Origin of the sequence: Ruminococcus sp. 1001713B170207_170306_F1 (assembly GCF_015668065.1) — a bacterium.
Lineage (GTDB): Bacteria > Bacillota > Clostridia > Lachnospirales > Lachnospiraceae > Blautia_A > Blautia_A faecis.
On record NZ_JADPEX010000013.1, the window covers coordinates 23,951 to 43,492 of the forward strand.

A 19,542-nucleotide genomic window follows, 5' to 3' on the forward strand; every position below is an offset into this window, starting at 1 on the left:
ACTTTACGACTGATGCTATGGTAATTGGTGTTTGTTACCAGTGAACAGTAACTGCTGTTTTACTGCTCAGTGCTTTTCTGGCTGCGTCTTCTCGCCAGTTCTTCATGAATTGCCGGAAGTTTTTCCTCCAGATCAAAGAACCGGAACAGCACAAATAATCCAAGATTAATGATAAGTGGAAGATAGTTTGAAAACGCATAAATTGCATATCTCATAGATGTAGTTGCCACTTCCAGATCCGGATTGTAAGCGCCCAATGCCAGACAAGCTGTAAGGATTACAGAACCTACACCGGAACCGATCTTGGTTCCAATTCCAATTGCACCTGATGAAACACCTACCATTTTGTTGTAGTATGTATATTCGTTGTAATCGATAACCATAGCCAGAAGAACTCCGTACAGACACATCAGCGGAATCTGAACAAAGCTTCCGATTACACTGACTGCAATATATACCTTAAAATTAGTCGGGATAATACAACGGATCAAAGCAGTAACTGCAGCTCCCAGTACACCGAAATCAATTGTTTTACGAACTCCCAGTTTTGCAATAATCGGTTTCGACACGGCGAAACCAATAAGAGTAGCAAAAAATCCCATGGCTCCAGCAAGAGCTACCAGATTATCATTTCCGAAAATCCATTTACAGTAATAAGTACCAGATGTAGCGGCAATTGAGTTTGTAATCTGTGTGATCAGATTAAAAAGTATTAAAATAACCCAATATTTATTTTTAAACAACATTGGAATAGATTTCTTTAACGGAATTGCCTCTTCCTCATCCTGACTATCATTTTCACTAACTTCATCTACAAGTTTCGCTTTGCGACCGTTCATATAACAGATAGAAAGCATTAACAGAACCAGAAGTGCCATAATAAAGCCATATTTTATCCATGCATTCTGATTGCCGCCCAGGGCATTTGTAATCGGAATTGTAAGAATCGCGATTACCATTCCAGAGCCATATGCACCAACAGCCCTGCATACACCCATACTTTCACGTTCGCTCTGGCTGTTTGTTCTGACAACCATAACAGCAGACATTGGAGTTCCCATCAGGGTTCCGCATACTGCTGACAAAAGAATGTTTGTCACACATGCATATATCAGTGCAGGAATCTGTCCTGCCTTAATTGGTACGCAGAACAGTAATGCTGCCAGAATGGAATATGGAACCATCATTCTTAAAATCCAACGATAGTATTTTCTATTTCCACCTTTGGAGTGATCGATTATATTTCCAAACCACAGATCCGTCACTGCATCTACAATCTTTGCGATCAGCATTACAATACCAATGCCGCCAACAGCCAAACCTACCTTATCCGTATAGAAATAAGTAAGCTGGCCAATCAGATTGGCTACCAGATTCATGCCAAACTGCCCTGACATATCTGCAAGATAATCACGTTTGCGCATCATTTTCTGCACACCATTTCGGTCAACTCCCAGACCGCGTTTTTCTTTTCTCATGTTTTCTTCTCCTTTTTGTATCTAATACTTTTATAGCTACCAGGGATCAGTAACTTTTTATACCTCAACTTTATCATTCTTAGTTTTTTCTGTATTGTAATTTAAGGTTTTATATTGTAAAATTCAACATATAATTTCAGATTTTTAACATTAACAAGCCCCCAAAAATACTGTCAAATATAGATTTAGAAAAACTTGAGGAGATGCTTTCATATGAATTATGTATCTTTTTGCAAAATGTATTTTTCTGTTACCCATATTCCAGTCAGTCTTATGAAAAAGAACGAAGCCATTTATTCTTCTATTGGTGAAGTATGTTCCGTAAAGGCTGCGCGTTATTGGGAAATGGCACCGATTGATGACACCCCTAATTTTTACCGATATTCACCAGATATTGAATATGGAGTTGTCCATATCCTTGGAACCGATTACGCAATTGTTCTCGGACCAGCTTTTAGTGTTCCGGTTACTTCTGAAATTATCAGAACTTATATGCATGAAAATGCCATTGCATTGGAATACCAAGAGGCAGTCGCAGAATTTCTCTGTACTATCCCGCGAATTACTTACCAGCAATTTTCCAGACATCTCGCATTAATTCACCTATGTCTGAATCAAAAAGAAATAAGTGTCCAGGATCTTTTTCAACAGGACAATGAGCACGTGAGAAAACGTGAAGAACAGAACGTCAACGAAATTGCCAATAATATCGAGAATAATAATTTACACGACTCCTACTATTTTGAGCAGGAATTATATCAAGCAGTAAAAGAAGGAAACCCTGTCAAACTAGATCATTTTTTGAACACAAACAAGTTTCAATCCATAGAGGGAAAAATGGCCAACACGCCTTTGCGCCATGCCAAAAATCTATTTATCGCGACAACAACAAAAGTGGGAATGCTTGGTGCCATTCCAGGCGGTCTGGATATCGAAAAGACCTATCAGCTTATGGATCTATATATTCAGGAATGCGAACGACTGCAGACGATCAGTGATGTAAAATCCCTCCAGTATTCCATGATACAGGATTTCTGCCACCATACAGCTAATACTCATATTCCAGAAGGAATTTCCTCTGAAATATACAACTGTATGAGCTACATCCGCTGCCACACCAACGAAAATCTAAGTATTGAAGATATCGCAAAACAGATTCATCGCAGCAGTTCCTACACCATGAAGCATTTTAAAGAAGAACTTGGAATTAATATAGGGGCATACATTGTCCGCTGTAAGCTGGAAGATGCCAAGGGACTGTTGACTTATAGTGATAAAAGCCTGACTGAGATTTCGAACTATCTTTGTTTTTCCAGCCAGTCTTATTTTCAGAATGTTTTTAAGAAAAAATATGGGCTGACACCTTTACAGTATAGAAAAAAGACACAACATATATAAAAAATTTTTCACCATCTTAGAAATTAATGATAATTTTTTTCAGCTAGTTTATCATTTTCGTAACGTCACGAAAATGTCTCAAACTACATAATAACCTATAAAATATAAAAAGGCTGCTTCTTATAAAGATATCCCTTAGTCAAATTGGATTTCTTTATTTTCAAACAGCCTTTTAATAAATTGTGAACTTCCAGAAATTTTACAACTAAATCCAGCCTATATCCATTCATCGGCATTCCGAATCAAGTCAATGATTTCATCCAATGAACGCTCACTTTCCACGTATACATCATACAACGCCTGTTTTGCCCTCTCGATTTTCCGTTCCGGGTGTCGTTCATCCAGCAGTGTGGAAAGCTCCTCAGCAAGAACACTATATTCCTTATGTTTTTTAATTACTTTTTCCTGAAGTCTTTCTATTTTTCTGTCCAGAGCTTCTATGTGTTTCCTTTCTTCCTGCTCCTGTTTTTCCATGTCATTCTTCCTCTCTACTGTCGGTATCCGTTTTTCCTTGTATAAAACTGAGGATCTCCTCATAGCTTTTTTCGCTTCCTGCAATAGCTTTTAAAATTTCTTCATTCAAAATCGCTTTTTTCTTTTTATGCAGGTCTTCCAGTTCCGCTGTCAGGCGGTCATTCTGTTCACGGTTCCGGCTGATTGCCCTCTCTGTTTTTGCTATTTTCTGTTCAAGTGTTTCCCTGTTCATGTTTCTTGCCATCACTGTACTCCCTTCAAGATTCTGCTGATATTTTCTGCACGGTATTTCACATAATTCCAATCCATGTCAAAAGCACTTAAGATCACTTTCTGGGTTTTGGTTACTGCATGATCAAGCCGGTACACCTTATCCAGCTGGCGTGTCATCTCGATCTTTTCCAGTTCCACGATTTCATAGGCACCTGTTGCTGCCAGGTAAAAGACATATCCGGCATATCCAAATCCACATAGCACCAGATAAATGGTCCATAGTACAAACCCGGTGGATTTTTCCGCCATTCCAAATGTACATCCGCAATATAAAATAACCAGGCAGATCAAAACAGTGTTCACAATCCGTTTCTGAAAAAGCCAGGAATCCTTTCATACCCGATCTGGATTTTTTCCAGGTTCTCATACAACTGCTGCCATCCTTTCTTTTGCTTCAAGTCCGCCTTCCTCTCTGATACAGCTAATCACAAGCTGTTTCTTTTTGTACAGGGAAACTAAAATGCGTAAATACTCCTGGCTGACCTGTTCTAAAATCTCCTCTTTTTGTTTTTCTGCTACCGGAACCTTTTGAGTTTCTTTTTGTAGGCTGCATAAATGATCGGAAATGGTTCCATTTTTCACGATCTGGGTAAAGACCTTGTGTTCTTCATAAGAAAATGTAGGCTTTTGAAATGCACGAAGGGCAAACTTTATTCCTTTTCCCATGGCCAGGCTGTCGGTAAAGTTTCGCATCCGGTCAGAAAAAGAATAACAGATTGGCTTCAGTACTGCCCTTTGAAAAAGGAAAAACAGTGCTTCTTCTTTTGTCTCTCCCTCGCATCTGGCTACCAAGCCGCGCCGTACCAGACGGTTTAAGCAAAAACGAAAATCCTCTTCATCCGCCCATTCCATCGCCTTTTCTTTTCCAAGGGCAATACATAAAAGCCGGTACATCTGGGAGTGTACATTTGCCTCTTCGCATACCGACCAGGTAAGGGCGGCCCAAATCATGGTCTCCATCTCAGAGAGTACCTTTTCCTGCTCCCCAACCCGTACCACACAAACCTTCCGGAGTCTTCTTCCACCCGGTTTCCCACTGCTGTATAAAAAATCATTTAAAGTTCCTCCTTAAAACAGCTTCATCACTTCCAGAAGTTTTGGAACCACATAGCCAAGAAAAAGGGCTGCCAGCAGACACATTCCCGTATTTGGCTTTCGAAGGTTCCTGACCTCCTGGTTTTTGGTTCCGATAATCCGCACCCTGCCAGGAACATTCCACCGGAGCTTTCGGTAAAAATGGATAAAATCCTCATGGTCAAACCCAAAAGATCGGACACAGAAGATATTTCGCTTTTGCTCTTCATCATCCAATAGAAAAAAGCTCTCCCGTTCCTGATCCGTTTCTCTTAACACAACATAAAACTCCGGGATTCCACGACGGCTCCCTTCCACGATCTTGTCTATTTCCGGATAAAAAATACGGCAGGACTCATATCTTCCATTTTTCTCCGGCTGGCAGACGGCAAGGCTATCTGGTTCCAGTTCCATATAACAGTATTCCGATTCCATGATTCGTCTGCTGATGCCGGCAGTCTGCTGCAAAAGAAATATGATACTAAGAGCCAGTGCCACACACAAATAGGCAAGATCCCAGGCCCTTATTCGAAAGATGAAAAAATAAAGCGCGATTCCCTCCAAAAAGCTGCCAAGTCCAATCAGAACTGAAAACCACTCTTTTAGATCCATTAAATGGTAAACTTCATCTTCTTTTGCCTGCAAACGCACCTGATACCTCCTTTCTTTCATGCAGCAAACTTATTTTCCTCATAGGAAACCGTTTCGATTTTTATTTTGTTTTGTTCCATAAGTTTTTTGCATTCCCGAATGGTTTCTTCACATCGAAAATAAGAAAATTTTCCGATATGCATTTCTGTTTCTGAAAGGCAGAGCCGGTTCTGCAGCCAGATATAAAGCCCATGTTTGGTCATAACCCCTGCGTTTATCACTTCGTTTAACGCCCGGTGTGCTTCGATCCGCTTGTGGCGAAGATTCCCATCTGCCAAGGTTCCCATAGGACTCAGGCTCTTTTTGTGAACTCCTATGTAGGAATCACATGCTGGATACCCGCCACAGACATACAGATAATTTTCCGGATCCAGGTTCCTCTCCCCATACACGTACATTGCAGGGCGGAGTACTGCCTGCCGTCCACAATAAGGACAATACAGTCTGTTGTCCTGTTTTTTCTTTTTTCTCATGTTGCACCAGCTCCTTTCCTGTTTGAGCCGATTGTAGAAAAATCGCTTTTTCTGTGTCAATAGGATTTCATTACTTTTTTAAACTTTTTCAGACACAGCGTTTGATTAGTCGTGTAATAATTCCCTCTGCCACCTCATAATTGTCATTGATACGCGTCACCACCAGCCCGATCTTGTCTCCTTTGGATGGAAGGGTGGTCATGTTGCAACTATGTGCCACTGCATTAACTCCGATATCCAGGCGCATAAAAAAAATAGGTTCCTTTATAAACTTCTGTAATGATACCTGTATACTTGCCCTGACGGTGGCATTTCCGCAAATTGTCCTTGTTGGTATTGGCCGTCGGGCTTTTGGCATCCACTTCCACGCGAATCTGGTCTACCGAATCCGCTTCCACCTTGTTTACCATAACAAGGACCAGATCTCCCACCTGGAATTTTTCTCCGGCATCCCCCATCCATTCCCAGGCCATATCCCTTGCGCGGACGGAAACTTCCACGCCAAACACTTCCAGGCGGACTGCCTTTGGTGCAACCGCAATGACTCTTGCCTCCACGATCCTGCCCGGATACAAAAGAGGCTTTTCCCCTGTTTCCCCAAAGTAGAATGTTTGTCTTTTCCGGAGCATGGCATCTTTTCTGGAAGCCACCACGCTGCGGCTTTTGGCATCCAGATCCTTGATGATAAAATCAATGTCACAGCCAAGCATGTTGTTGGCAATCCGGACCTGGCGGTTTAAGGTATCTGCGTTTTCCCGACCATCCCCGCTTAAGTTAATCATCATTTCATTCATGGGGATGATGATACGGAAACCGTTGTAATAGGTAACCGCAACCATCCAACCGCTTTCCAGCTTTTCAATGCCGCCAAGCTGCCCGGTCAGAACCTTTCTGGTACGATGTGCATTTAACAGTTGGTGCCATCTGGCATCTTCCTGCTCTTCCATGCTTTCCACCTGTGCATCCACATCAATGGTAAGCACCCCTTCGTAAGCGGCCCGGGGTATTTCTTTTTCTGTGGCTTCCTCTGCAAGTGCTCTTTTTGTGTTATCCATGTAAACCCTCCTATTAGTAATACGATTAAAAAGGCACAAAAATAGCAGCCTGTGCGTAACAAGCTGCTAATTGTGCCTTCTTTTTACAAATACCATTCTATAATGGATGGAATCGGAAGTCAATGTTATAGAGGTTGCAATAAAGTCGCATTTTGGTCGTAAATTGCATTCTCCTTCATTATTTAACACGCGTCGGTTTCATTTCCAGATTTCTTCACTTCTGTAGAATTGTATCCTGTCTGTTTTTTGATGTCCGAATCTTTTATTCCTCTTCTTCCATCACAAATTTAAACACCAGCTGCTCCTTATTTTTATTTTCTTTCAGAAGTGATTTCCGAATTCCGGTTGTATCTGCGAAGGTTCCCCCATAAGCATCCACCTTAATCCATTTTCCATTTGCCTTTATTTCATTCCACTGATGCGTCCAGCTTCCTGCATTCACATGTCTTACCGGAATACCTGCTGCCTCACAGAGTAATTTGTATGCCCTTGCATAGCCGGAACAGGCCGCCTTTTTCAAAATTAATGCCGCATAAGCTTCATTTCCGTAATTCTTTTTATAAGCTTCTGTAGACTGATTAAGTTGCCAGCAACAATGCTCAGTCAGATACTGAAATAGAACAAAGGCACGTTCTTTCGTATTCAGATTGGAAATTACATATTTCTTTACAATTTTCCTTGCTTCCTTTTTCGCTAGATTTAATCTCTGAGCATTACTTGGTTCCTTCACTGTAACTTTGCATTTCAAAGTTTGTTTTCCAACCTTTGCATAAATCACTGTCGTTCCTTTCTTTTTCCCTTTTATCTTCCCAGAAGAAGAAACAGACGCGACCGCCTTTTTGGAACTACTCCATTTTACTTTCTTTTTGCTGCCAGTTACTTTTAATGTTTCCGTACAACCTTTATATACGGTAACTTTTGTTTTGTTAAGTTTTAGCTTTGCCGCCTGAACATTGACGGTTCCCATACTGATGCTAAGTAACAATACTGCCAGGATCCATCCCCATAAGATTCTTCTTTTCTTTTGCTGTAACTGTTTTTCTTTCATTGGTAACCCTCCATTTTTTGATTATCCTCTGGTTTCTACTGCGAGTGTAGCAAGTTGGTTCTTTTAGTTTCAATAGGATTTTGGAAAAAAATAAACTTTTTAATAGAAAAAGAGTACGAAAAGGAATTTCCAAAAGGGAACTCACTTTTTGTACTCTTTCTGCAAATTTTATTTTATAATATTTCAAATTTTGAAGCAATTTCTTTTTTGTAGAAATAAGAATGCAATTTTAACACATATCACTTCCAGAATAATCTCTATTTATTCCAGAAATTTTATGATTCCTTGGATACAGTTTGTATTCCAAATAGCTTCCATACAAGCTTTACTCGTTTCTTAACAAGCTTTCGAAATATATGCCACGCTCATGATGGCAAGCAGTATCGATAAAAGAAAATTTCGCAAAATATCTCCAGCGTGGTACTGATACGGCAATACAATCTGGAAGCAAATACAATCCCTTGCATTAGATAATTCTGTTTCTTTGACACCCAGCACCCTTTTTTCTTTATAAAATTCATCTTCAACTCCTCTTTAAATTAATTTAACATTAAATATTCGTGCAAAGTATTGTTTTCTTCGTGCAAATGACATATACTATAATTGCCAGCAGAAAGGAGCTGATCGTATGGCTGGAAATACTACAAACATCAGTATCCGCATGGACGCAGATTTGAAAGCGCAGGCGGACGCACTGTTTACTGAACTTGGCATGAACCTGACTACGGCATTTAACATCTTTGTGCGCCAGTCGCTTCGTGAAGGCGGCATTCCCTTTGAGGTAAGGCTAGAACAGCCGAACAAAGAAACGGTTGCTGCCATGCTGGAAGCGGAAAGGATTGCAAAAGACCCGTCTGTAAAGGGCTACAATGACCTTGACGAGTTGTTTGCTGATCTAAAAAGATGAAAGAAACAAAATATACCGTCAAGTACACCACATGTTTCAAAAAAGACTATAAACGAGCCATAAAGCGTGGCTTGAAGATCGAGCTGCTGGAGCAGGTCGTGACATTGCTGGCGATGGGCGAACAGTTGCCGGATAAGAACCGTGACCATGACCTGTCAGGCGATTGGGCAGGTCATCGGGAATGTCATATTCTTCCGGACTGGTTGCTTGTCTACCGCATTGAGGATGATGTTCTGGTGCTGACGCTGGCTCGCACCGGCACACACAGCGACTTGTTCGGGAAATAAACAGTCTGCCGCTGTATGGGGAGACCTGTACAGCGGTTTTTATGTATGCAAAGGAAGTCATCTTTGAGGTTGATACCATCACTTGCATTGTTATCACAGTTGATGTTGGGGTCTGCATCATAGAGAATATGAATAATTTTCCCATCATATATCCAGTTATCAGAGATTTTGTCATAGGAAATTCCAAATGTTGTATAGGAATCAAGGCTATTATCACAATAACTTGGATCACCCAATTCAAAGCTTCGTGATCAGCACCCACGTTGACAAAAATCATATTCACAATCATATCATCTTTAACGCCGCAAGCTTTGTTGATCATCACAAGTATGTTTCCAATAAGCGGAGTTACCATAAACTCTGCAGAATCAGTAATCGTATCTGCCATGAAAATGGACTTGCCACCAGTATGCCAACCGGAGAAAAAAGTAAAAGCTATAAACTCTTGTTGATGTTCCTTTAGATATGGAAGAGCCTCCTCAATGGTCATGCCATCAATTCCTGGCGCTCCCTTGTTTGCCTTAACTCTCTTATACGCTCTGTTAAAGTTGTCTTTATACAGTATCGCTTCCAAAAGTCTCGGCTGTGCACTGTCTCTTTCTTTCCATATCCGATTGAATGACCTAGACGCTTTCACATACCCTTCATGTTCCGCATTATCTCTTTGCAAACAGCCATTGTTTTCAATGTTTTCTGCCATAGACGGTCATTCCTCCTTTCTCGTTCATACTCAAGACTCCTACTGATTCGGTCCTTCACCTCTCGGCTACTATGACCTCTGCTGACTTCTGTGCGTTCAGCATTGCTTTATGCAATGGTTACCTCTTTCAAGGCGTACCGCACAGACCTCCCTAGGTACCACACGTTTCTTCCTCTCCATCCGTCTGCCTCATTTATCATGCATGATTCCGTGTAGTTATTGGGCTTCGATTTGATATGCAACCTTACCCTCATGCATAACCTCATATAAGGTTTCTGTCCGTCAGACCAGAGATTTGCCCATGAGTTAGTATGTTCCTCACATCCAGCTTCCTTCAGATTCCATCTCACGATGGACACCCTTGCTTTCGGCTATATCCTTCCCACTACCGGGAGGATTCGGGACTTTAACCCGTTAGAAACGTGCGCCGCTAGGCGCACATATGAAAAGAAGCTCGTATCAGCTATTGACCGATACGAGCTTCTCCGTTTATTCTCTGTTTCCGGTAATAAAGTAGTCGCAATACTCTCCGCCATTCGCCAGCGTCTGTTTTCTGTGCAGCACGCCGTGCTGAAGCGTGATCATCACTTCATCAAGTTCGCAGAACAACGGCATGAGTTCGGAAACACTGAGTTTCTCCGTGTAAATGCAAATCGGGCAGCGGGTAATGCGGTAGTAACAGGCACCCTCATACGGCTGCCCGACAAAATCCACCTTGAAGGAGGTCGGGTATTTCGCTTCCTTTTCGGGCGTGTACCATTTGGCGTATTTGACAACGCTCTTTTTGTTCTCCGCCTTGCCCTTGTCGGTATTCAAGTCGGTCTTTGCAAAATACCACTTGATATGATAGAGTGAGCGGCGCATCATTTCCTGCACGACCGTTGGCGGAATTTTCTTTTCGCTTGCCACATAGGGCGCAACGAAGGCAAGGGCGAACAACTCGTTGTATGCCATAGGGTTATCGTCACCGATGTCGTCTGCTTTCTCGACAAGCTCACGATAGACCTTTTTGCTCTTTTTCATAATGTCGGCGGCATATTCCCTGCCGTACTTCTCTGCCAGAACCTTTTTCATCGGGCTTTTGAACATCCAGAAATAAAAGCCGTTGTATTTCATATCACTTTTCCTCCCGTGATTTATTTACAGGCTTAAGAAACGTAGCCTAGCCGCCGAAGTGATAGACCATCGTCGCGTCCATATATAGCCCGGCAGTCTTGCGGTCGGTACATTCCGCCATGCTCCGGCGGTAGCTGTCAAACTGTGCGGAGATCAGCTTTCCATGATGCCGCGCCGATTACTTTCTTCCCACCAGCAATGTTGAGCCGCAAAGCATCAGGCGTCCGGCTTCCTTCGGCGTCATAAAGCTGCCGTCGGTCGTGTCGATCAGCTCTACGCGCTCATAGCCCATATCCCTGAGCTTTTGGACAAACTCCTGCATATCGCCGTATCTGCGAGGCGACATCAGGTCATGGATGGCAAACGTTCCGCCCTTTTTCAGCACGCGCAGCGTTTCCAGCAGAAGCGCCTGCTTGTCCTTCCCCGTGATATTGTGATAGACATAGTTGCTGGTCACTGCGTCGAAGCTCTCGTCGGGGAAATCCAGCTTCACGGCGTTTCCACGCCGGAACGAAACGTTTTTCACGCCCTCCGCAGCGGCGTTTTTTTCGCACAGCGGCAGGCTGAAGGAGGCATATTCCTTGCCCCAGCGGTCAATGCCGACCATTTTCCCCTGGGGATTGCGCTTTGCGCAGGCAATGGTCAGCGCACCGCTGGGTGTACTTTGCACAAACGACAAAGGCAATGCCGAACACCACTCCCAGCGCGACGCGCAGCTTTCCGCTCACACCGATGCCGAATACGCCGAAAACGAGCAGCAGCGCAAGGGACAGCACCGTTCCCGCGATAAGCGAAACCAGCATTCCCTTGGGAATTCAGTTTTTGTAGTCAGGCTTCATATTCAAGACTCCTTTTTAATTGAGTGTGACTTCTCTCATAAACCGCAGCCGCGATGCACCAGATCATGATAGCACTGTTCGTGCTGCTCTGGCTCATCACGGACATCCATGTAGCCACCGGCATCTGCATTGCCTGCGCAATATCCGGTACTGCAGCCAGCAGAAGGTTCCATGTGACCGGATGGAAAGCAAGCATCCACCTTGGATAGCGCGTTTTTCCGGCAAGCAGCATCACAAAATGGATACCAAAAACCAATAGCATCGGAACATACATGGGGAGGATCGCGGGGAGCATATCGTCCTGATAGGCCGTAACCGCCGCAAGCGCGGCCTCCGCTCTGATACGCGGCCCCAGATAGGTGGTAAACCATGCCATGGTGGCCACCCATGTATGGATGGTCAGAGCGATCGCAACGGTGAATATCCCGCACAGAAACTGGATGGTTCTGGTCTTTCTATATTTTTCGTCGATGTCCGCATTCAGTGCTTTTACCACAAAGTAATAGAGAAAGCCCCCAATCGCTCCCAGTCCAACGGTAAGCACGGGCCTCCACAGCCCATAAGAGCCAGACAGATAACAGGCTCTGTTGAAAAGGCCGGTGTCGGTTTTCTGAAGCGGAACGCACCCCAGCAGCCAGTCCCCGGCAGCCATCAATCCACATCCGATCGCGCCAAGAATGCACCAGCGGATGAACTGTTTTGTTTCTTTCGTCTTCATTTTCTTCATTCCTGCGCCCCTATTTTATGATCTTCATGCAAAAGTCGCAGCGGTCGTCCCCGCGCCCCAACGTCATGCTTCTCTCCCAAATCAGCTTCGGATGCAGCCCGGCGTAGCTGATGTCGTCACTGTCGCAAAAGCAGCGGCACAGCTCCGGGTAGCCGTATTCTGCGCAGGTGTCGTGATAGGGACATTTCACCATATCCACACGCCATATACCGTTGCCGACCTGCAACTCCTTTGGGTCAAAGCCCGCCGCCGGGCCGAAGACGCTCCGCGTGGATTTGACGAAAACGCTGGGAACAAGGCGGTAAAGCCCCGGTATGAGCAGCAGGGTGGCAAGCTGTTTGTGACTCGTTCTCGCCAACCGCTCCACATAGCCGTGAACGATTTGCAGCGCCTCTTCTTTCGGCATGACCCGCTGCAAGGTTTCGTAGGCCGCAATACCCGGTAAGATCTGCCGCTTGAGGTGGTATTGCTTCTCCTTGCTTGCATCTGCATTTTCAGCCAGCAGCGCATTCAACCGTGTATCAAAAAAGGCCTTCAGCTCCTTGGCGTGCGAGGAAAAGCGCTGTGCCGCAGTCTCCCGAAAATCACGGGAGAGATAGGTTTCCTTCATCGTCCGGCCTCCGTCTCAGGCTTCACGAAGCCCTTCTTTTTATACCCGCAGTCGCAGTATGGGCCGCCGGAGGCGAGAGTGTACTGCCGCACGAAGTCGGTCACGCCGCCCGCTTCGCTCATGGTGTAGTCCAGGCGGCACAGCGCCGGAGTGAGGTCATATAGCCCCAGCTTTTTCATCAGCACACAGATGCCGCATTTGGTGAAGCGTCCCTCGTATCCGCTGCCGTCGGGGTATTCGTAAAACTCCATATTCCATGAATACGGGTTGCGGTCGGCGGCTTTCAAGGCTGCGGTCGCCTTCATGCCGGAAATGTCCTTTTCGGCAAATTTGCTCTTTCCGCTCTTGCGGCAGAACCATTTCATCGGCTTTGTCATCATGGATTTTGCGTAATACTCCGTCAGCCACTCCACATCCGGACGCTCCGGCATGGAGAGAACGAACGCGCCGATCATTGCGCAGTTGACGATGTTCATCTTGAAGCGATCCGCTTTTTCAAACTCCGGCAGGTCTGCGATGATTGCTTTGTATTTCGGCTTTGCATTTTTCGTGATCGCTTTTGCCGTATCGGTATCGTAGCCGAGCACCTCTGTCAGCTGCTTTTGGAATGAGCCTGCAAACAGCGCCCACATTCCCATGGGCATACCTATGTATTTCATTGCACTGTCTCCTTACATTCTCCGCATTTTGCCTTCTCCCGCAGCAAAACCAGCCCCAATACCAAAACCAGCAGGTGTCCGGCGGATTCCGTGCCGTGATCGATCTGATCCAGCGGCCACGGCAGAAGCGTGAAGAGATTTCCCACAATCCCCGTAAAAACGATGGGGTTGCAGAAGGATGCCAATATCCGCTGTGCTGTGTTTTTCAGCGGGAGCATCCTTTTCCAGATCATAACGAGCATCACGACGGAAAGAAGTACATCACACAGGATATATGCTGCCAGCAGCGGCGCGGCGTTGCAGTAAAAAACCTTATTGGCGATCTCTGCTGCCGCCTGCATATCGCCGTATTTCTCAAAGGTAAACTTGAAGATCAGCGCCATGTTCGTAAACATAGCATGGACATAGCCCCAGCAGACCGTGCCGGTGAGATAGGCGATATGAAACAGCTTGACCCACTTCTGCTGCTTTGGTTGGGTGAGGTGCCGCTTCAGGAGCTTCCACATCTGGTGAAAACCGATGTAATAGAGTGCCGTTCCGAGAACACCGCAGATAATGCTGACCACCATGCGCCATGTGGCCATATTGAGATAGGCGACTTTGACCATCAGTCCGATGGATTCCGTGCTTTGGGTTTTCCCGGTCGCCGCAAACAAAAAGTCGCCGATCACATAGAGCAAGCACCCGATCATGCCCGCAATAAGCGCTCGTTTTTCTTTACTCGATTTCATTTCCTGCCTCCAAATCCGATCTTCACGATCTGCATTTTCATCATGCCGTCGCCGACCTTTGCGAGAAAACGGAAAAAGCCGCTGACGGATGGGTCGCGGAGATCGTTGTAGCCCAGCATATAGCCCCGACTCGTGACCTGCAAACGGCTGTCCCACAGGGAAAGCTCGCTTTTTGCGTTCGAAACCGCAAAATACGCGCCCACATCCTGGATCTTCGCGCTCTTGAGCCATGTCTTGGCGATCATCTTCACCGCCGTCCGATTTGCAGCGTCAAACACCAGCACGCTGTCCGGAAAAGCGTCTGCCATTTGCTGTACCAGCGTCTTGACCTGCTCGGTCAAAAAATAGTAGAACACGCCGGAGGCAAAGAATACCGCACCGTTTGAAGAGTCAATTTTTCTAAGCCATTCGGTATTGTTCAAATCGCAGGGGATATTTTCTTCACGCTCCCCGGCGGGCAGCAGCTCATTGCGCACGGCGATCACATCCGGGAAGTCCAGATTATAAATCTTGCAACTGCCGTTGTCGCAGCTTCTCCCTGTGCTGTCCAGTCCGCAGCCCAGATTGACCACCGCCGCATTGGGGTGAGATTTCAGATAATCCCGCACCTCAAAAGCAAGGTCATTCTGCCGCATGGCCACCTCCAGTGAACCGAAACGCTGCATCAGGCTGCGGGATTTTTTCTCCGCCTCTGAAAAGTCGTAGTCGATCTCGTCAATCAGGCGAACCGCTGTTTCGTCCCGGTAAAGATTCGGGTATAGTTCTGAGCAGACCTTCCGCGCATACAGCGGAATGATCAGCGTCTCCTGTACGGTGTTTTTCTCGATTTTATATTTCATATAGGTATCTCCTTCAGTGAATAAATACCGACATAATCGCCGCCAGTGCTGCCGAAATGACCGCCATACCAACTGTGCCGAACAGCCACTTTTTGCCCTTATCCTTGGCTGTAATGTAGGGTTTCAGGTCTTCCGTTCCCGGAATTTCCCATGCGTTCGTATGTCCTACCCAATAGCCGTCAACCCAAAATCGGTCTATGAGATTCATAACGGACAGTATGACCAGCAGCTGCCAAAAGCCCTGAACGAAGCCCTTTGCGCCGTTGAGCGCATAGACACACACCAGCACATAGGCGATGTAACCGGGAACGCAGACAGCTTTGAAAATCAAAGCATTTCGCTTAATTTTCGCGTGTGTTGTAAGTCCCAGCGTTACGCACCGCTCCTGCACCTCCGGGCTGTAAAGATGCACCATGCCCACCGCGCCCTTGCGGATACCCACGGCACAGATGATAATCAGCAGAACCCCCAGCCCCAGACCTTCCAAAACCGTTTGTAAAAGCATTACTTGTTCCTCCTGTATCCTTTTTCGTCCCGGTATTCGGGATGCTCCTTTAAATATGGATCCTTGTTGCCGCAGATGGTATAATCACATCGGCAGCCGTCCACGCAGGTAGTCGTCCGCACCAGTCTTGCATGGAGCAGCTCCATAGACGCAAAGTCCACATTACACAGGGCGGGCATAATATCCGTAAGACCGTGCTTGATAGCAAACTCCGCTGCCGGGCACGCCGTAAATTCATAATAAATAGGCTTGTCGGTTTCATAAGGCGCAACCGCCATCTCGTAATCGTGCCATTTGTCGCAGCCGCTTTTCGAACGAACAAACGCCTTGTACATCAGCTTCCTCCAGAACGGCTTGTTGCAGTCCACAAATTTCAGCCTGCGGAAGATCGGCAGGATCAGATTTTCCTCCATCTCTTCGATTTCACGGAACGAAGTAACTGCTTTGCAGACCACATAATAGCTCATGATGGCGATGCAGTCGTAGGTGCCGCCTACGCCGTTGTGGAAGTTCTTTTTGCCGCCCAAGTCGGTGCGCCAGTCGGAGAGAAAGACCGCGTACTGCCGCTGTACCTGTTCCCATATCGCCTCCCGCTCTGCTTCCGGGTAGTGCAGGGCGATCTTCGCCCGTATCTCTTTCTTGCAAGGCTTTGAATACAGCACATGGCTTTTGCGGTCGAATAGAAGCTCGTTGTCCTTCATCTGATTGCCTCCCTCCTTGTTCTTTCTTGCGTGCATGAGACCATCTCAGATTTAACCCGCTTTTCGGCAGACAAACCATGCCATGCTTTTCAGGTTTCCCATGTCCACATCCGTATACATTCCATCCAGCCGTGCTTTCAGACTGGAAACCGTCTCATAGGGCGGTGTGAAAAACCCTGCCTTTTCATAAGCATGCCGGACAAACCAATCCGTCCGCTTGTGCTCGCCCATCACATAAAAGCAGCCGCAGAATGTCCCGCCGGGTCTCAAAACCCGGAATACCTCCCGATAGGCGGCCCCTTTGTCCGGGAAAGCGTGAAAGCCGTTCAACGACAAAACGATGTCAAAGGTGTCGTCTGCATAGGGGAGTGCTCCCACATCTCCCTGCCGGAAGGTTACATTTTTCAGGTGCAGGCAGTCAGCCTTTTCCCGTGCCTGCCTCATCATATCGGGCGAATAATCGAGACAGGTAATGTCCGCTTCCGGCATAGTCCGATAAACCGGCATGGTCAGAATCCCTGTTCCCACCGGCACTTCCAGCAGCTTGCCGGAGAAATGCTCCGGAATACCGGACATTGCCTTTTCCAGATGGGCGTCGTTTTTCGCCTTGTTCATTGCCCACACCAAGCGGCACACCGCTTTCCCGCTCAGAGTAGAGCAGGTGATCATGCCGTCATAAAAACTGTTTCCGCCCGTCATTCGGTACGCACCGCGAATAGCTTCTTTTCGTTCCATGGTTCTTCCTCCGTGTTTCAATCATCACACGACCGTTTCCGATCTCATTTTTTCAAAATGTCCACGATTTTCGCGAAGTCCTCCTTTGCCTCCTTGAAGATCGGCAGCATACAGTAGCAATGCACCATCTTCGGGCGGGCGGACACCGTATAGGGGACATTTGCCCGTTTGCAGGCTTCCTCAAAGTCCGGCAAAGCACCGTAGAGCACCTCGTCGGCAGAATAGAAGAAGTGAATATCGCCTACGCCGGTAAAATCTCCCCGAGAGCCAGAGAGCATATAGTCCGGCACATTCTCACAGCCGTGCCGCATGAACTTCTCCACCGTCACCATGAAGGCATAGTCGATGGAAACATCTCTTTCGTTCAATGCCTTCATCCGCGATTTTTCGCCATCGTTCCACGGCACTTCGCCGGGGGATACGGCGACGATGTGCCTCGGCTGCGGCAGCGGTTCGGGCTGCGCGTTGTTGTGCGCCGCAATGCCCAGTGCCAGCGCACCGCCGGAGGAAAAGCCGCAGGTACTGACGTTCCCGCCGCCGTACAGTGTAATCATTTTTCGATAACATTCGTACACCATCGCGTATGTTTCAGTAATGCAGTGTTCCATGCAGAGCGGGTAAAACGGAAACCACACATCACAGCCGGTCTCGCGGCAGAGCTTGCGCATCACAGGCAGGTCGCCCTTATCGGGGCCGATCACCATGCCGCCGCCAAAGAAATAGAGAATCGCGCGCTCGGACGGCTTCGGATGCTCTCGCACGATCAGGCAGGGAAAGCCGTTTACCGCAATCGTTTCATAATATACCTTGCGGTCGGTGGGCGTAAAAACGCCACGATGCCGGTTCTGCTTTTCAATTTCCTTTCGCAGTGCATCCTCCGGCAAGGCGAACGCCTTTTTCGCGCCGGAGAGCTTGTATACGCTGCGTAAGATAGATGCAAAGATACTCATGATTTAGCCCCCTCATTTCCGTGCCGTGATGCACAGCCAGCTTTTCTTTTTGTGTATCTGCACATCGTGAAAGCCCGCCTGCTCCAGATACGCCTTCAGCTCGGCGTCCTTGTAGATGGTCATGCCGCCGATGATCTCCGTCCACTTCTTGTCCTTGTCCGTATCGCCGTTGCTTTCGTTGCAAATGAGTAATTTCCCGCCGGGCTTCAGCACCCGGTAAACCTCCCGGAAGCACTGCGGCAGATCGGGCCAGAAATAGACGGTTTCAAAGGCTGTGACCGCATCGAACCAGTCCTTTGCGAAAATGATACGCTCCACGCTGCCCTGCCACACCACGCAGCGCCCCTCCTGAATTGCGGCTCGGTTGAGGCTTCGAGCCTTCTCCACACTGACGGGAGAATAGTCAATGCCCTTGACAATACCCTGTGGGTATTTTTTCAGCAGCCTTTTCATGTTCGCCCCGCCGCCGCAGCCGCAGTCCAGCACCTTGGCGTCCGGCGCAACATTCAGAAATTGAAGTCCCCACTGGGCCACAGGACTGTGACCCAGGTTCATCATGGCAACCATGATTTTCCCGCCAAGCCCCACAGGCTTTCTGGTGTTCTCAAAAAATGACATCTTATCACACCTCCGATTTCACACATTCCGCATAGGTCAGCGGGAAGGACGCCTTTAGAACAGCGCTTTTCCGCACCGCCCAGCCGTTTTGCCGTAGGAAACGCAGGTATTCCTTGCTCGTCCACTTGCTGTGGAGAGGGAAGCCTGCCATCCTCATAAAAAATGCCCTGACCATGCCGGAAAAAGAGTTTCCGGCATGGGTGAAGGTCGGCGCAATCAACACGCCGTCATCCTTCAGAACCCGCTTGATTTCTTGCAGGGCTTTCTCCGGCTGCGGCACGATGTGCAGTGCGTTTGACACGATCACCACATCAAAAGATTCATCCGCATAGGGCAGGCGGAACATATCCTGCACGGAAAAGTGCAGCTTCGCCGAGTGATTGTCCCGCTTGGCTTCCGCAATCATTTCCGCAGAAGCGTCCGTCGCCTCGATGTGTGCCGCCGCGTTTACGATATGTTTTGCGATTAGCCCCGTGCCGGTCGCCAGATCCAACACCGTTTTTGCTTTCACCACCGGCCGGATGTGCGCATACATCTCCTCATACGCTGCCAGATCCTTTCGCATAAAGCGGTCGTACCGACCGGCATTTTTGTCCCAGAAGTTCTTGTGTTCCAGCATCGCTATCATTCCTTTCGATGTTAGATTTGCCTAACCGATACGCACAGTCGCGTAGTTAGAGAGTACTAACCGTCG

At 47.0% G+C, this 19,542-nt stretch carries 27 protein-coding genes and 2 pseudogenes; 4 read left to right on the top strand and 25 right to left on the bottom strand.

Annotation, left to right across the window (positions count from 1 at the left end; translation table 11 throughout):
* Positions 1-59: 59 nt before the first annotated feature.
* Complete coding sequence (locus I4V84_RS09320) at positions 60-1,478, bottom strand: MFS transporter (RefSeq protein WP_243284059.1); 1,419 nt, start codon at positions 1,476-1,478, stop codon at positions 60-62.
* 213 nt (positions 1,479-1,691) lie between these two features.
* Here I4V84_RS09320 and I4V84_RS09325 point away from each other — a divergent pair, with 213 nt between their 5' ends.
* Complete coding sequence (locus tag I4V84_RS09325) at positions 1,692-2,876, top strand: helix-turn-helix domain-containing protein (RefSeq protein ID WP_195991759.1); 1,185 nt, start codon at positions 1,692-1,694, stop codon at positions 2,874-2,876.
* Between the two features lie 216 nt (positions 2,877-3,092).
* Here I4V84_RS09325 and I4V84_RS09330 read toward each other — a convergent pair whose 3' ends face one another.
* The 9 genes from I4V84_RS09330 to I4V84_RS09365 form a co-directional block, all read right to left on the bottom strand.
* Positions 3,093-3,350 carry a hypothetical protein gene (locus I4V84_RS09330; protein WP_117854241.1) on the bottom strand — a complete coding sequence of 86 codons (258 nt, stop codon included), beginning with the start codon at positions 3,348-3,350 and terminating at the stop codon, positions 3,093-3,095.
* Between the two features lies 1 nt (position 3,351).
* A complete protein-coding gene (locus I4V84_RS09335; protein ID WP_117854242.1) occupies positions 3,352-3,594 on the bottom strand; it encodes a hypothetical protein in 243 nt (80 codons plus the stop codon).
* Positions 3,594-3,872, bottom strand: a complete 279-nt coding sequence (locus I4V84_RS09340) for a hypothetical protein (protein ID WP_117854243.1) — start codon at positions 3,870-3,872, stop codon at positions 3,594-3,596. The genes I4V84_RS09335 and I4V84_RS09340 overlap by 1 nt, the downstream gene beginning before the upstream one ends.
* Before the next feature lie 114 nt (positions 3,873-3,986).
* On the bottom strand, positions 3,987-4,622 hold the full coding sequence (locus tag I4V84_RS09345) for a hypothetical protein (RefSeq protein ID WP_195991761.1): 636 nt from the start codon (positions 4,620-4,622) through the stop codon (positions 3,987-3,989).
* Between the two features lie 69 nt (positions 4,623-4,691).
* Positions 4,692-5,369, bottom strand: coding sequence for a hypothetical protein (locus tag I4V84_RS09350; protein WP_207748641.1), 678 nt, complete (start codon positions 5,367-5,369; stop codon positions 4,692-4,694).
* The gene (locus I4V84_RS09355) at positions 5,366-5,821 is read right to left on the bottom strand and encodes a zinc-finger-containing protein (protein ID WP_117854246.1); all 456 of its coding nucleotides are present in this window, start codon (positions 5,819-5,821) and stop codon (positions 5,366-5,368) included. Before I4V84_RS09355 ends, I4V84_RS09350 begins: the two co-directional genes overlap by 4 nt.
* Before the next feature lie 88 nt (positions 5,822-5,909).
* Positions 5,910-6,041 (bottom strand): hypothetical protein, encoded by a 132-nt coding sequence (locus I4V84_RS20505; protein ID WP_301331857.1) that lies wholly within the window; start codon positions 6,039-6,041, stop codon positions 5,910-5,912.
* Positions 6,042-6,045: 4 nt separating this feature from the next.
* A complete protein-coding gene (locus I4V84_RS09360; protein WP_306797082.1) occupies positions 6,046-6,876 on the bottom strand; it encodes a S1 RNA-binding domain-containing protein in 831 nt (276 codons plus the stop codon).
* A gap of 262 nt (positions 6,877-7,138) precedes the next feature.
* Positions 7,139-7,924: a transglutaminase-like domain-containing protein gene (locus I4V84_RS09365; protein WP_117854247.1), complete on the bottom strand. Its 786-nt coding sequence runs from the start codon at positions 7,922-7,924 to the stop codon at positions 7,139-7,141.
* Positions 7,925-8,552: 628 nt separating this feature from the next.
* Here I4V84_RS09365 and I4V84_RS09370 point away from each other — a divergent pair.
* From I4V84_RS09370 to I4V84_RS09380, 3 genes and pseudogenes are all read left to right on the top strand, one after another.
* Positions 8,553-8,831 (top strand): type II toxin-antitoxin system RelB/DinJ family antitoxin, encoded by a 279-nt coding sequence (locus I4V84_RS09370; protein ID WP_005924829.1) that lies wholly within the window; start codon positions 8,553-8,555, stop codon positions 8,829-8,831.
* A complete protein-coding gene (locus I4V84_RS09375) occupies positions 8,828-9,118 on the top strand; it encodes a type II toxin-antitoxin system YafQ family toxin (protein ID WP_117854248.1) in 291 nt (96 codons plus the stop codon). The genes I4V84_RS09370 and I4V84_RS09375 overlap by 4 nt, the downstream gene beginning before the upstream one ends.
* Before the next feature lie 244 nt (positions 9,119-9,362).
* Positions 9,363-9,560 (top strand): annotated as a pseudogene (locus I4V84_RS09380) (relaxase/mobilization nuclease domain-containing protein); the annotation flags it as partial.
* Here the strand turns inward: I4V84_RS09380 and I4V84_RS09385 are convergent.
* The 15 genes and pseudogenes from I4V84_RS09385 to I4V84_RS09450 all read right to left on the bottom strand — a co-directional run.
* Positions 9,561-9,818: pseudogene (locus I4V84_RS09385) on the bottom strand (group II intron reverse transcriptase/maturase); the annotation flags it as partial. It lies immediately after the preceding pseudogene.
* A 489-nt stretch (positions 9,819-10,307) separates the two neighbouring features.
* On the bottom strand, positions 10,308-10,934 hold the full coding sequence (locus I4V84_RS09390; protein ID WP_117854249.1) for an L-2-amino-thiazoline-4-carboxylic acid hydrolase: 627 nt from the start codon (positions 10,932-10,934) through the stop codon (positions 10,308-10,310).
* Positions 10,935-11,112: 178 nt separating this feature from the next.
* Positions 11,113-11,541, bottom strand: a complete 429-nt coding sequence (locus I4V84_RS09395) for a class I SAM-dependent methyltransferase (protein WP_243284060.1) — start codon at positions 11,539-11,541, stop codon at positions 11,113-11,115.
* Positions 11,528-11,737, bottom strand: coding sequence for a hypothetical protein (locus tag I4V84_RS19625; protein WP_207748647.1), 210 nt, complete (start codon positions 11,735-11,737; stop codon positions 11,528-11,530). The genes I4V84_RS09395 and I4V84_RS19625 overlap by 14 nt, the downstream gene beginning before the upstream one ends.
* Before the next feature lie 25 nt (positions 11,738-11,762).
* Positions 11,763-12,500 (bottom strand): DUF6796 family protein, encoded by a 738-nt coding sequence (locus I4V84_RS09400; RefSeq protein ID WP_226837912.1) that lies wholly within the window; start codon positions 12,498-12,500, stop codon positions 11,763-11,765.
* Positions 12,501-12,510: 10 nt separating this feature from the next.
* Entirely contained in the window at positions 12,511-13,110 is a 600-nt protein-coding gene (locus I4V84_RS09405; protein ID WP_187566316.1) for an L-2-amino-thiazoline-4-carboxylic acid hydrolase, read from the bottom strand.
* Positions 13,107-13,769 (bottom strand): L-2-amino-thiazoline-4-carboxylic acid hydrolase, encoded by a 663-nt coding sequence (locus I4V84_RS09410; protein WP_117854252.1) that lies wholly within the window; start codon positions 13,767-13,769, stop codon positions 13,107-13,109. Before I4V84_RS09410 ends, I4V84_RS09405 begins: the two co-directional genes overlap by 4 nt.
* Positions 13,766-14,500, bottom strand: coding sequence for a DUF6796 family protein (locus I4V84_RS09415; RefSeq protein WP_187566318.1), 735 nt, complete (start codon positions 14,498-14,500; stop codon positions 13,766-13,768). The genes I4V84_RS09410 and I4V84_RS09415 overlap by 4 nt, the downstream gene beginning before the upstream one ends.
* Positions 14,497-15,339, bottom strand: coding sequence for a class I SAM-dependent methyltransferase (locus I4V84_RS09420; protein ID WP_195991765.1), 843 nt, complete (start codon positions 15,337-15,339; stop codon positions 14,497-14,499). Before I4V84_RS09420 ends, I4V84_RS09415 begins: the two co-directional genes overlap by 4 nt.
* A gap of 13 nt (positions 15,340-15,352) precedes the next feature.
* Positions 15,353-15,844, bottom strand: a complete 492-nt coding sequence (locus tag I4V84_RS09425) for a hypothetical protein (RefSeq protein ID WP_187566320.1) — start codon at positions 15,842-15,844, stop codon at positions 15,353-15,355.
* The gene (locus I4V84_RS09430; RefSeq protein WP_195991767.1) at positions 15,844-16,545 is read right to left on the bottom strand and encodes an L-2-amino-thiazoline-4-carboxylic acid hydrolase; all 702 of its coding nucleotides are present in this window, start codon (positions 16,543-16,545) and stop codon (positions 15,844-15,846) included. The genes I4V84_RS09425 and I4V84_RS09430 overlap by 1 nt, the downstream gene beginning before the upstream one ends.
* A gap of 51 nt (positions 16,546-16,596) precedes the next feature.
* Positions 16,597-17,280 (bottom strand): class I SAM-dependent methyltransferase, encoded by a 684-nt coding sequence (locus I4V84_RS09435; RefSeq protein WP_187566322.1) that lies wholly within the window; start codon positions 17,278-17,280, stop codon positions 16,597-16,599.
* Positions 17,281-17,324: 44 nt separating this feature from the next.
* Positions 17,325-18,230: an alpha/beta hydrolase gene (locus tag I4V84_RS09440; RefSeq protein WP_187566323.1), complete on the bottom strand. Its 906-nt coding sequence runs from the start codon at positions 18,228-18,230 to the stop codon at positions 17,325-17,327.
* Positions 18,231-18,242: 12 nt separating this feature from the next.
* Positions 18,243-18,848, bottom strand: coding sequence for a class I SAM-dependent methyltransferase (locus I4V84_RS09445; RefSeq protein WP_195991769.1), 606 nt, complete (start codon positions 18,846-18,848; stop codon positions 18,243-18,245).
* A 4-nt stretch (positions 18,849-18,852) separates the two neighbouring features.
* Positions 18,853-19,476: a class I SAM-dependent methyltransferase gene (locus I4V84_RS09450; protein ID WP_243284061.1), complete on the bottom strand. Its 624-nt coding sequence runs from the start codon at positions 19,474-19,476 to the stop codon at positions 18,853-18,855.
* Positions 19,477-19,542 lie beyond the last annotated feature (66 nt).

Excerpts from the sequence above, each read along its gene's own strand:
- I4V84_RS09430 (WP_195991767.1), bottom strand. The coding sequence starts at position 16,545 with ATGAAGGACAACGAGCTTCTATTCGACCGCAAAAGCCATGTGCTGTAT.
- I4V84_RS09395 (WP_243284060.1), bottom strand. The coding sequence starts at position 11,541 with ATGGTCGGCATTGACCGCTGGGGCAAGGAATATGCCTCCTTCAGCCTG.
- I4V84_RS09350 (WP_207748641.1), bottom strand. The coding sequence starts at position 5,369 with ATGAAAGAAAGGAGGTATCAGGTGCGTTTGCAGGCAAAAGAAGATGAA.
- I4V84_RS09410 (WP_117854252.1), bottom strand. The coding sequence starts at position 13,769 with ATGAAATACATAGGTATGCCCATGGGAATGTGGGCGCTGTTTGCAGGC.
- I4V84_RS19625 (WP_207748647.1), bottom strand. The coding sequence starts at position 11,737 with ATGCTGGTTTCGCTTATCGCGGGAACGGTGCTGTCCCTTGCGCTGCTG.
- I4V84_RS09435 (WP_187566322.1), bottom strand. The coding sequence starts at position 17,280 with ATGGAACGAAAAGAAGCTATTCGCGGTGCGTACCGAATGACGGGCGGA.
- I4V84_RS09370 (WP_005924829.1), top strand. The coding sequence starts at position 8,553 with ATGGCTGGAAATACTACAAACATCAGTATCCGCATGGACGCAGATTTG.
- I4V84_RS09450 (WP_243284061.1), bottom strand. The coding sequence starts at position 19,476 with ATGATAGCGATGCTGGAACACAAGAACTTCTGGGACAAAAATGCCGGT.
- I4V84_RS09355 (WP_117854246.1), bottom strand. The coding sequence starts at position 5,821 with ATGAGAAAAAAGAAAAAACAGGACAACAGACTGTATTGTCCTTATTGT.
- I4V84_RS09330 (WP_117854241.1), bottom strand. The coding sequence starts at position 3,350 with ATGGAAAAACAGGAGCAGGAAGAAAGGAAACACATAGAAGCTCTGGAC.
- I4V84_RS09375 (WP_117854248.1), top strand. The coding sequence starts at position 8,828 with ATGAAAGAAACAAAATATACCGTCAAGTACACCACATGTTTCAAAAAA.
- I4V84_RS09320 (WP_243284059.1), bottom strand. The coding sequence starts at position 1,478 with ATGAGAAAAGAAAAACGCGGTCTGGGAGTTGACCGAAATGGTGTGCAG.
- I4V84_RS09360 (WP_306797082.1), bottom strand. The coding sequence starts at position 6,876 with ATGGATAACACAAAAAGAGCACTTGCAGAGGAAGCCACAGAAAAAGAA.
- I4V84_RS09365 (WP_117854247.1), bottom strand. The coding sequence starts at position 7,924 with ATGAAAGAAAAACAGTTACAGCAAAAGAAAAGAAGAATCTTATGGGGA.
- I4V84_RS09420 (WP_195991765.1), bottom strand. The coding sequence starts at position 15,339 with ATGAAATATAAAATCGAGAAAAACACCGTACAGGAGACGCTGATCATT.
- I4V84_RS09390 (WP_117854249.1), bottom strand. The coding sequence starts at position 10,934 with ATGAAATACAACGGCTTTTATTTCTGGATGTTCAAAAGCCCGATGAAA.
- I4V84_RS09445 (WP_195991769.1), bottom strand. The coding sequence starts at position 18,848 with ATGTCATTTTTTGAGAACACCAGAAAGCCTGTGGGGCTTGGCGGGAAA.
- I4V84_RS09440 (WP_187566323.1), bottom strand. The coding sequence starts at position 18,230 with ATGAGTATCTTTGCATCTATCTTACGCAGCGTATACAAGCTCTCCGGC.
- I4V84_RS09415 (WP_187566318.1), bottom strand. The coding sequence starts at position 14,500 with ATGAAATCGAGTAAAGAAAAACGAGCGCTTATTGCGGGCATGATCGGG.
- I4V84_RS09325 (WP_195991759.1), top strand. The coding sequence starts at position 1,692 with ATGAATTATGTATCTTTTTGCAAAATGTATTTTTCTGTTACCCATATT.
- I4V84_RS09400 (WP_226837912.1), bottom strand. The coding sequence starts at position 12,500 with ATGAAGAAAATGAAGACGAAAGAAACAAAACAGTTCATCCGCTGGTGC.
- I4V84_RS09340 (WP_117854243.1), bottom strand. The coding sequence starts at position 3,872 with ATGGCGGAAAAATCCACCGGGTTTGTACTATGGACCATTTATCTGGTG.
- I4V84_RS09425 (WP_187566320.1), bottom strand. The coding sequence starts at position 15,844 with ATGCTTTTACAAACGGTTTTGGAAGGTCTGGGGCTGGGGGTTCTGCTG.
- I4V84_RS09405 (WP_187566316.1), bottom strand. The coding sequence starts at position 13,110 with ATGAAGGAAACCTATCTCTCCCGTGATTTTCGGGAGACTGCGGCACAG.
- I4V84_RS09335 (WP_117854242.1), bottom strand. The coding sequence starts at position 3,594 with ATGGCAAGAAACATGAACAGGGAAACACTTGAACAGAAAATAGCAAAA.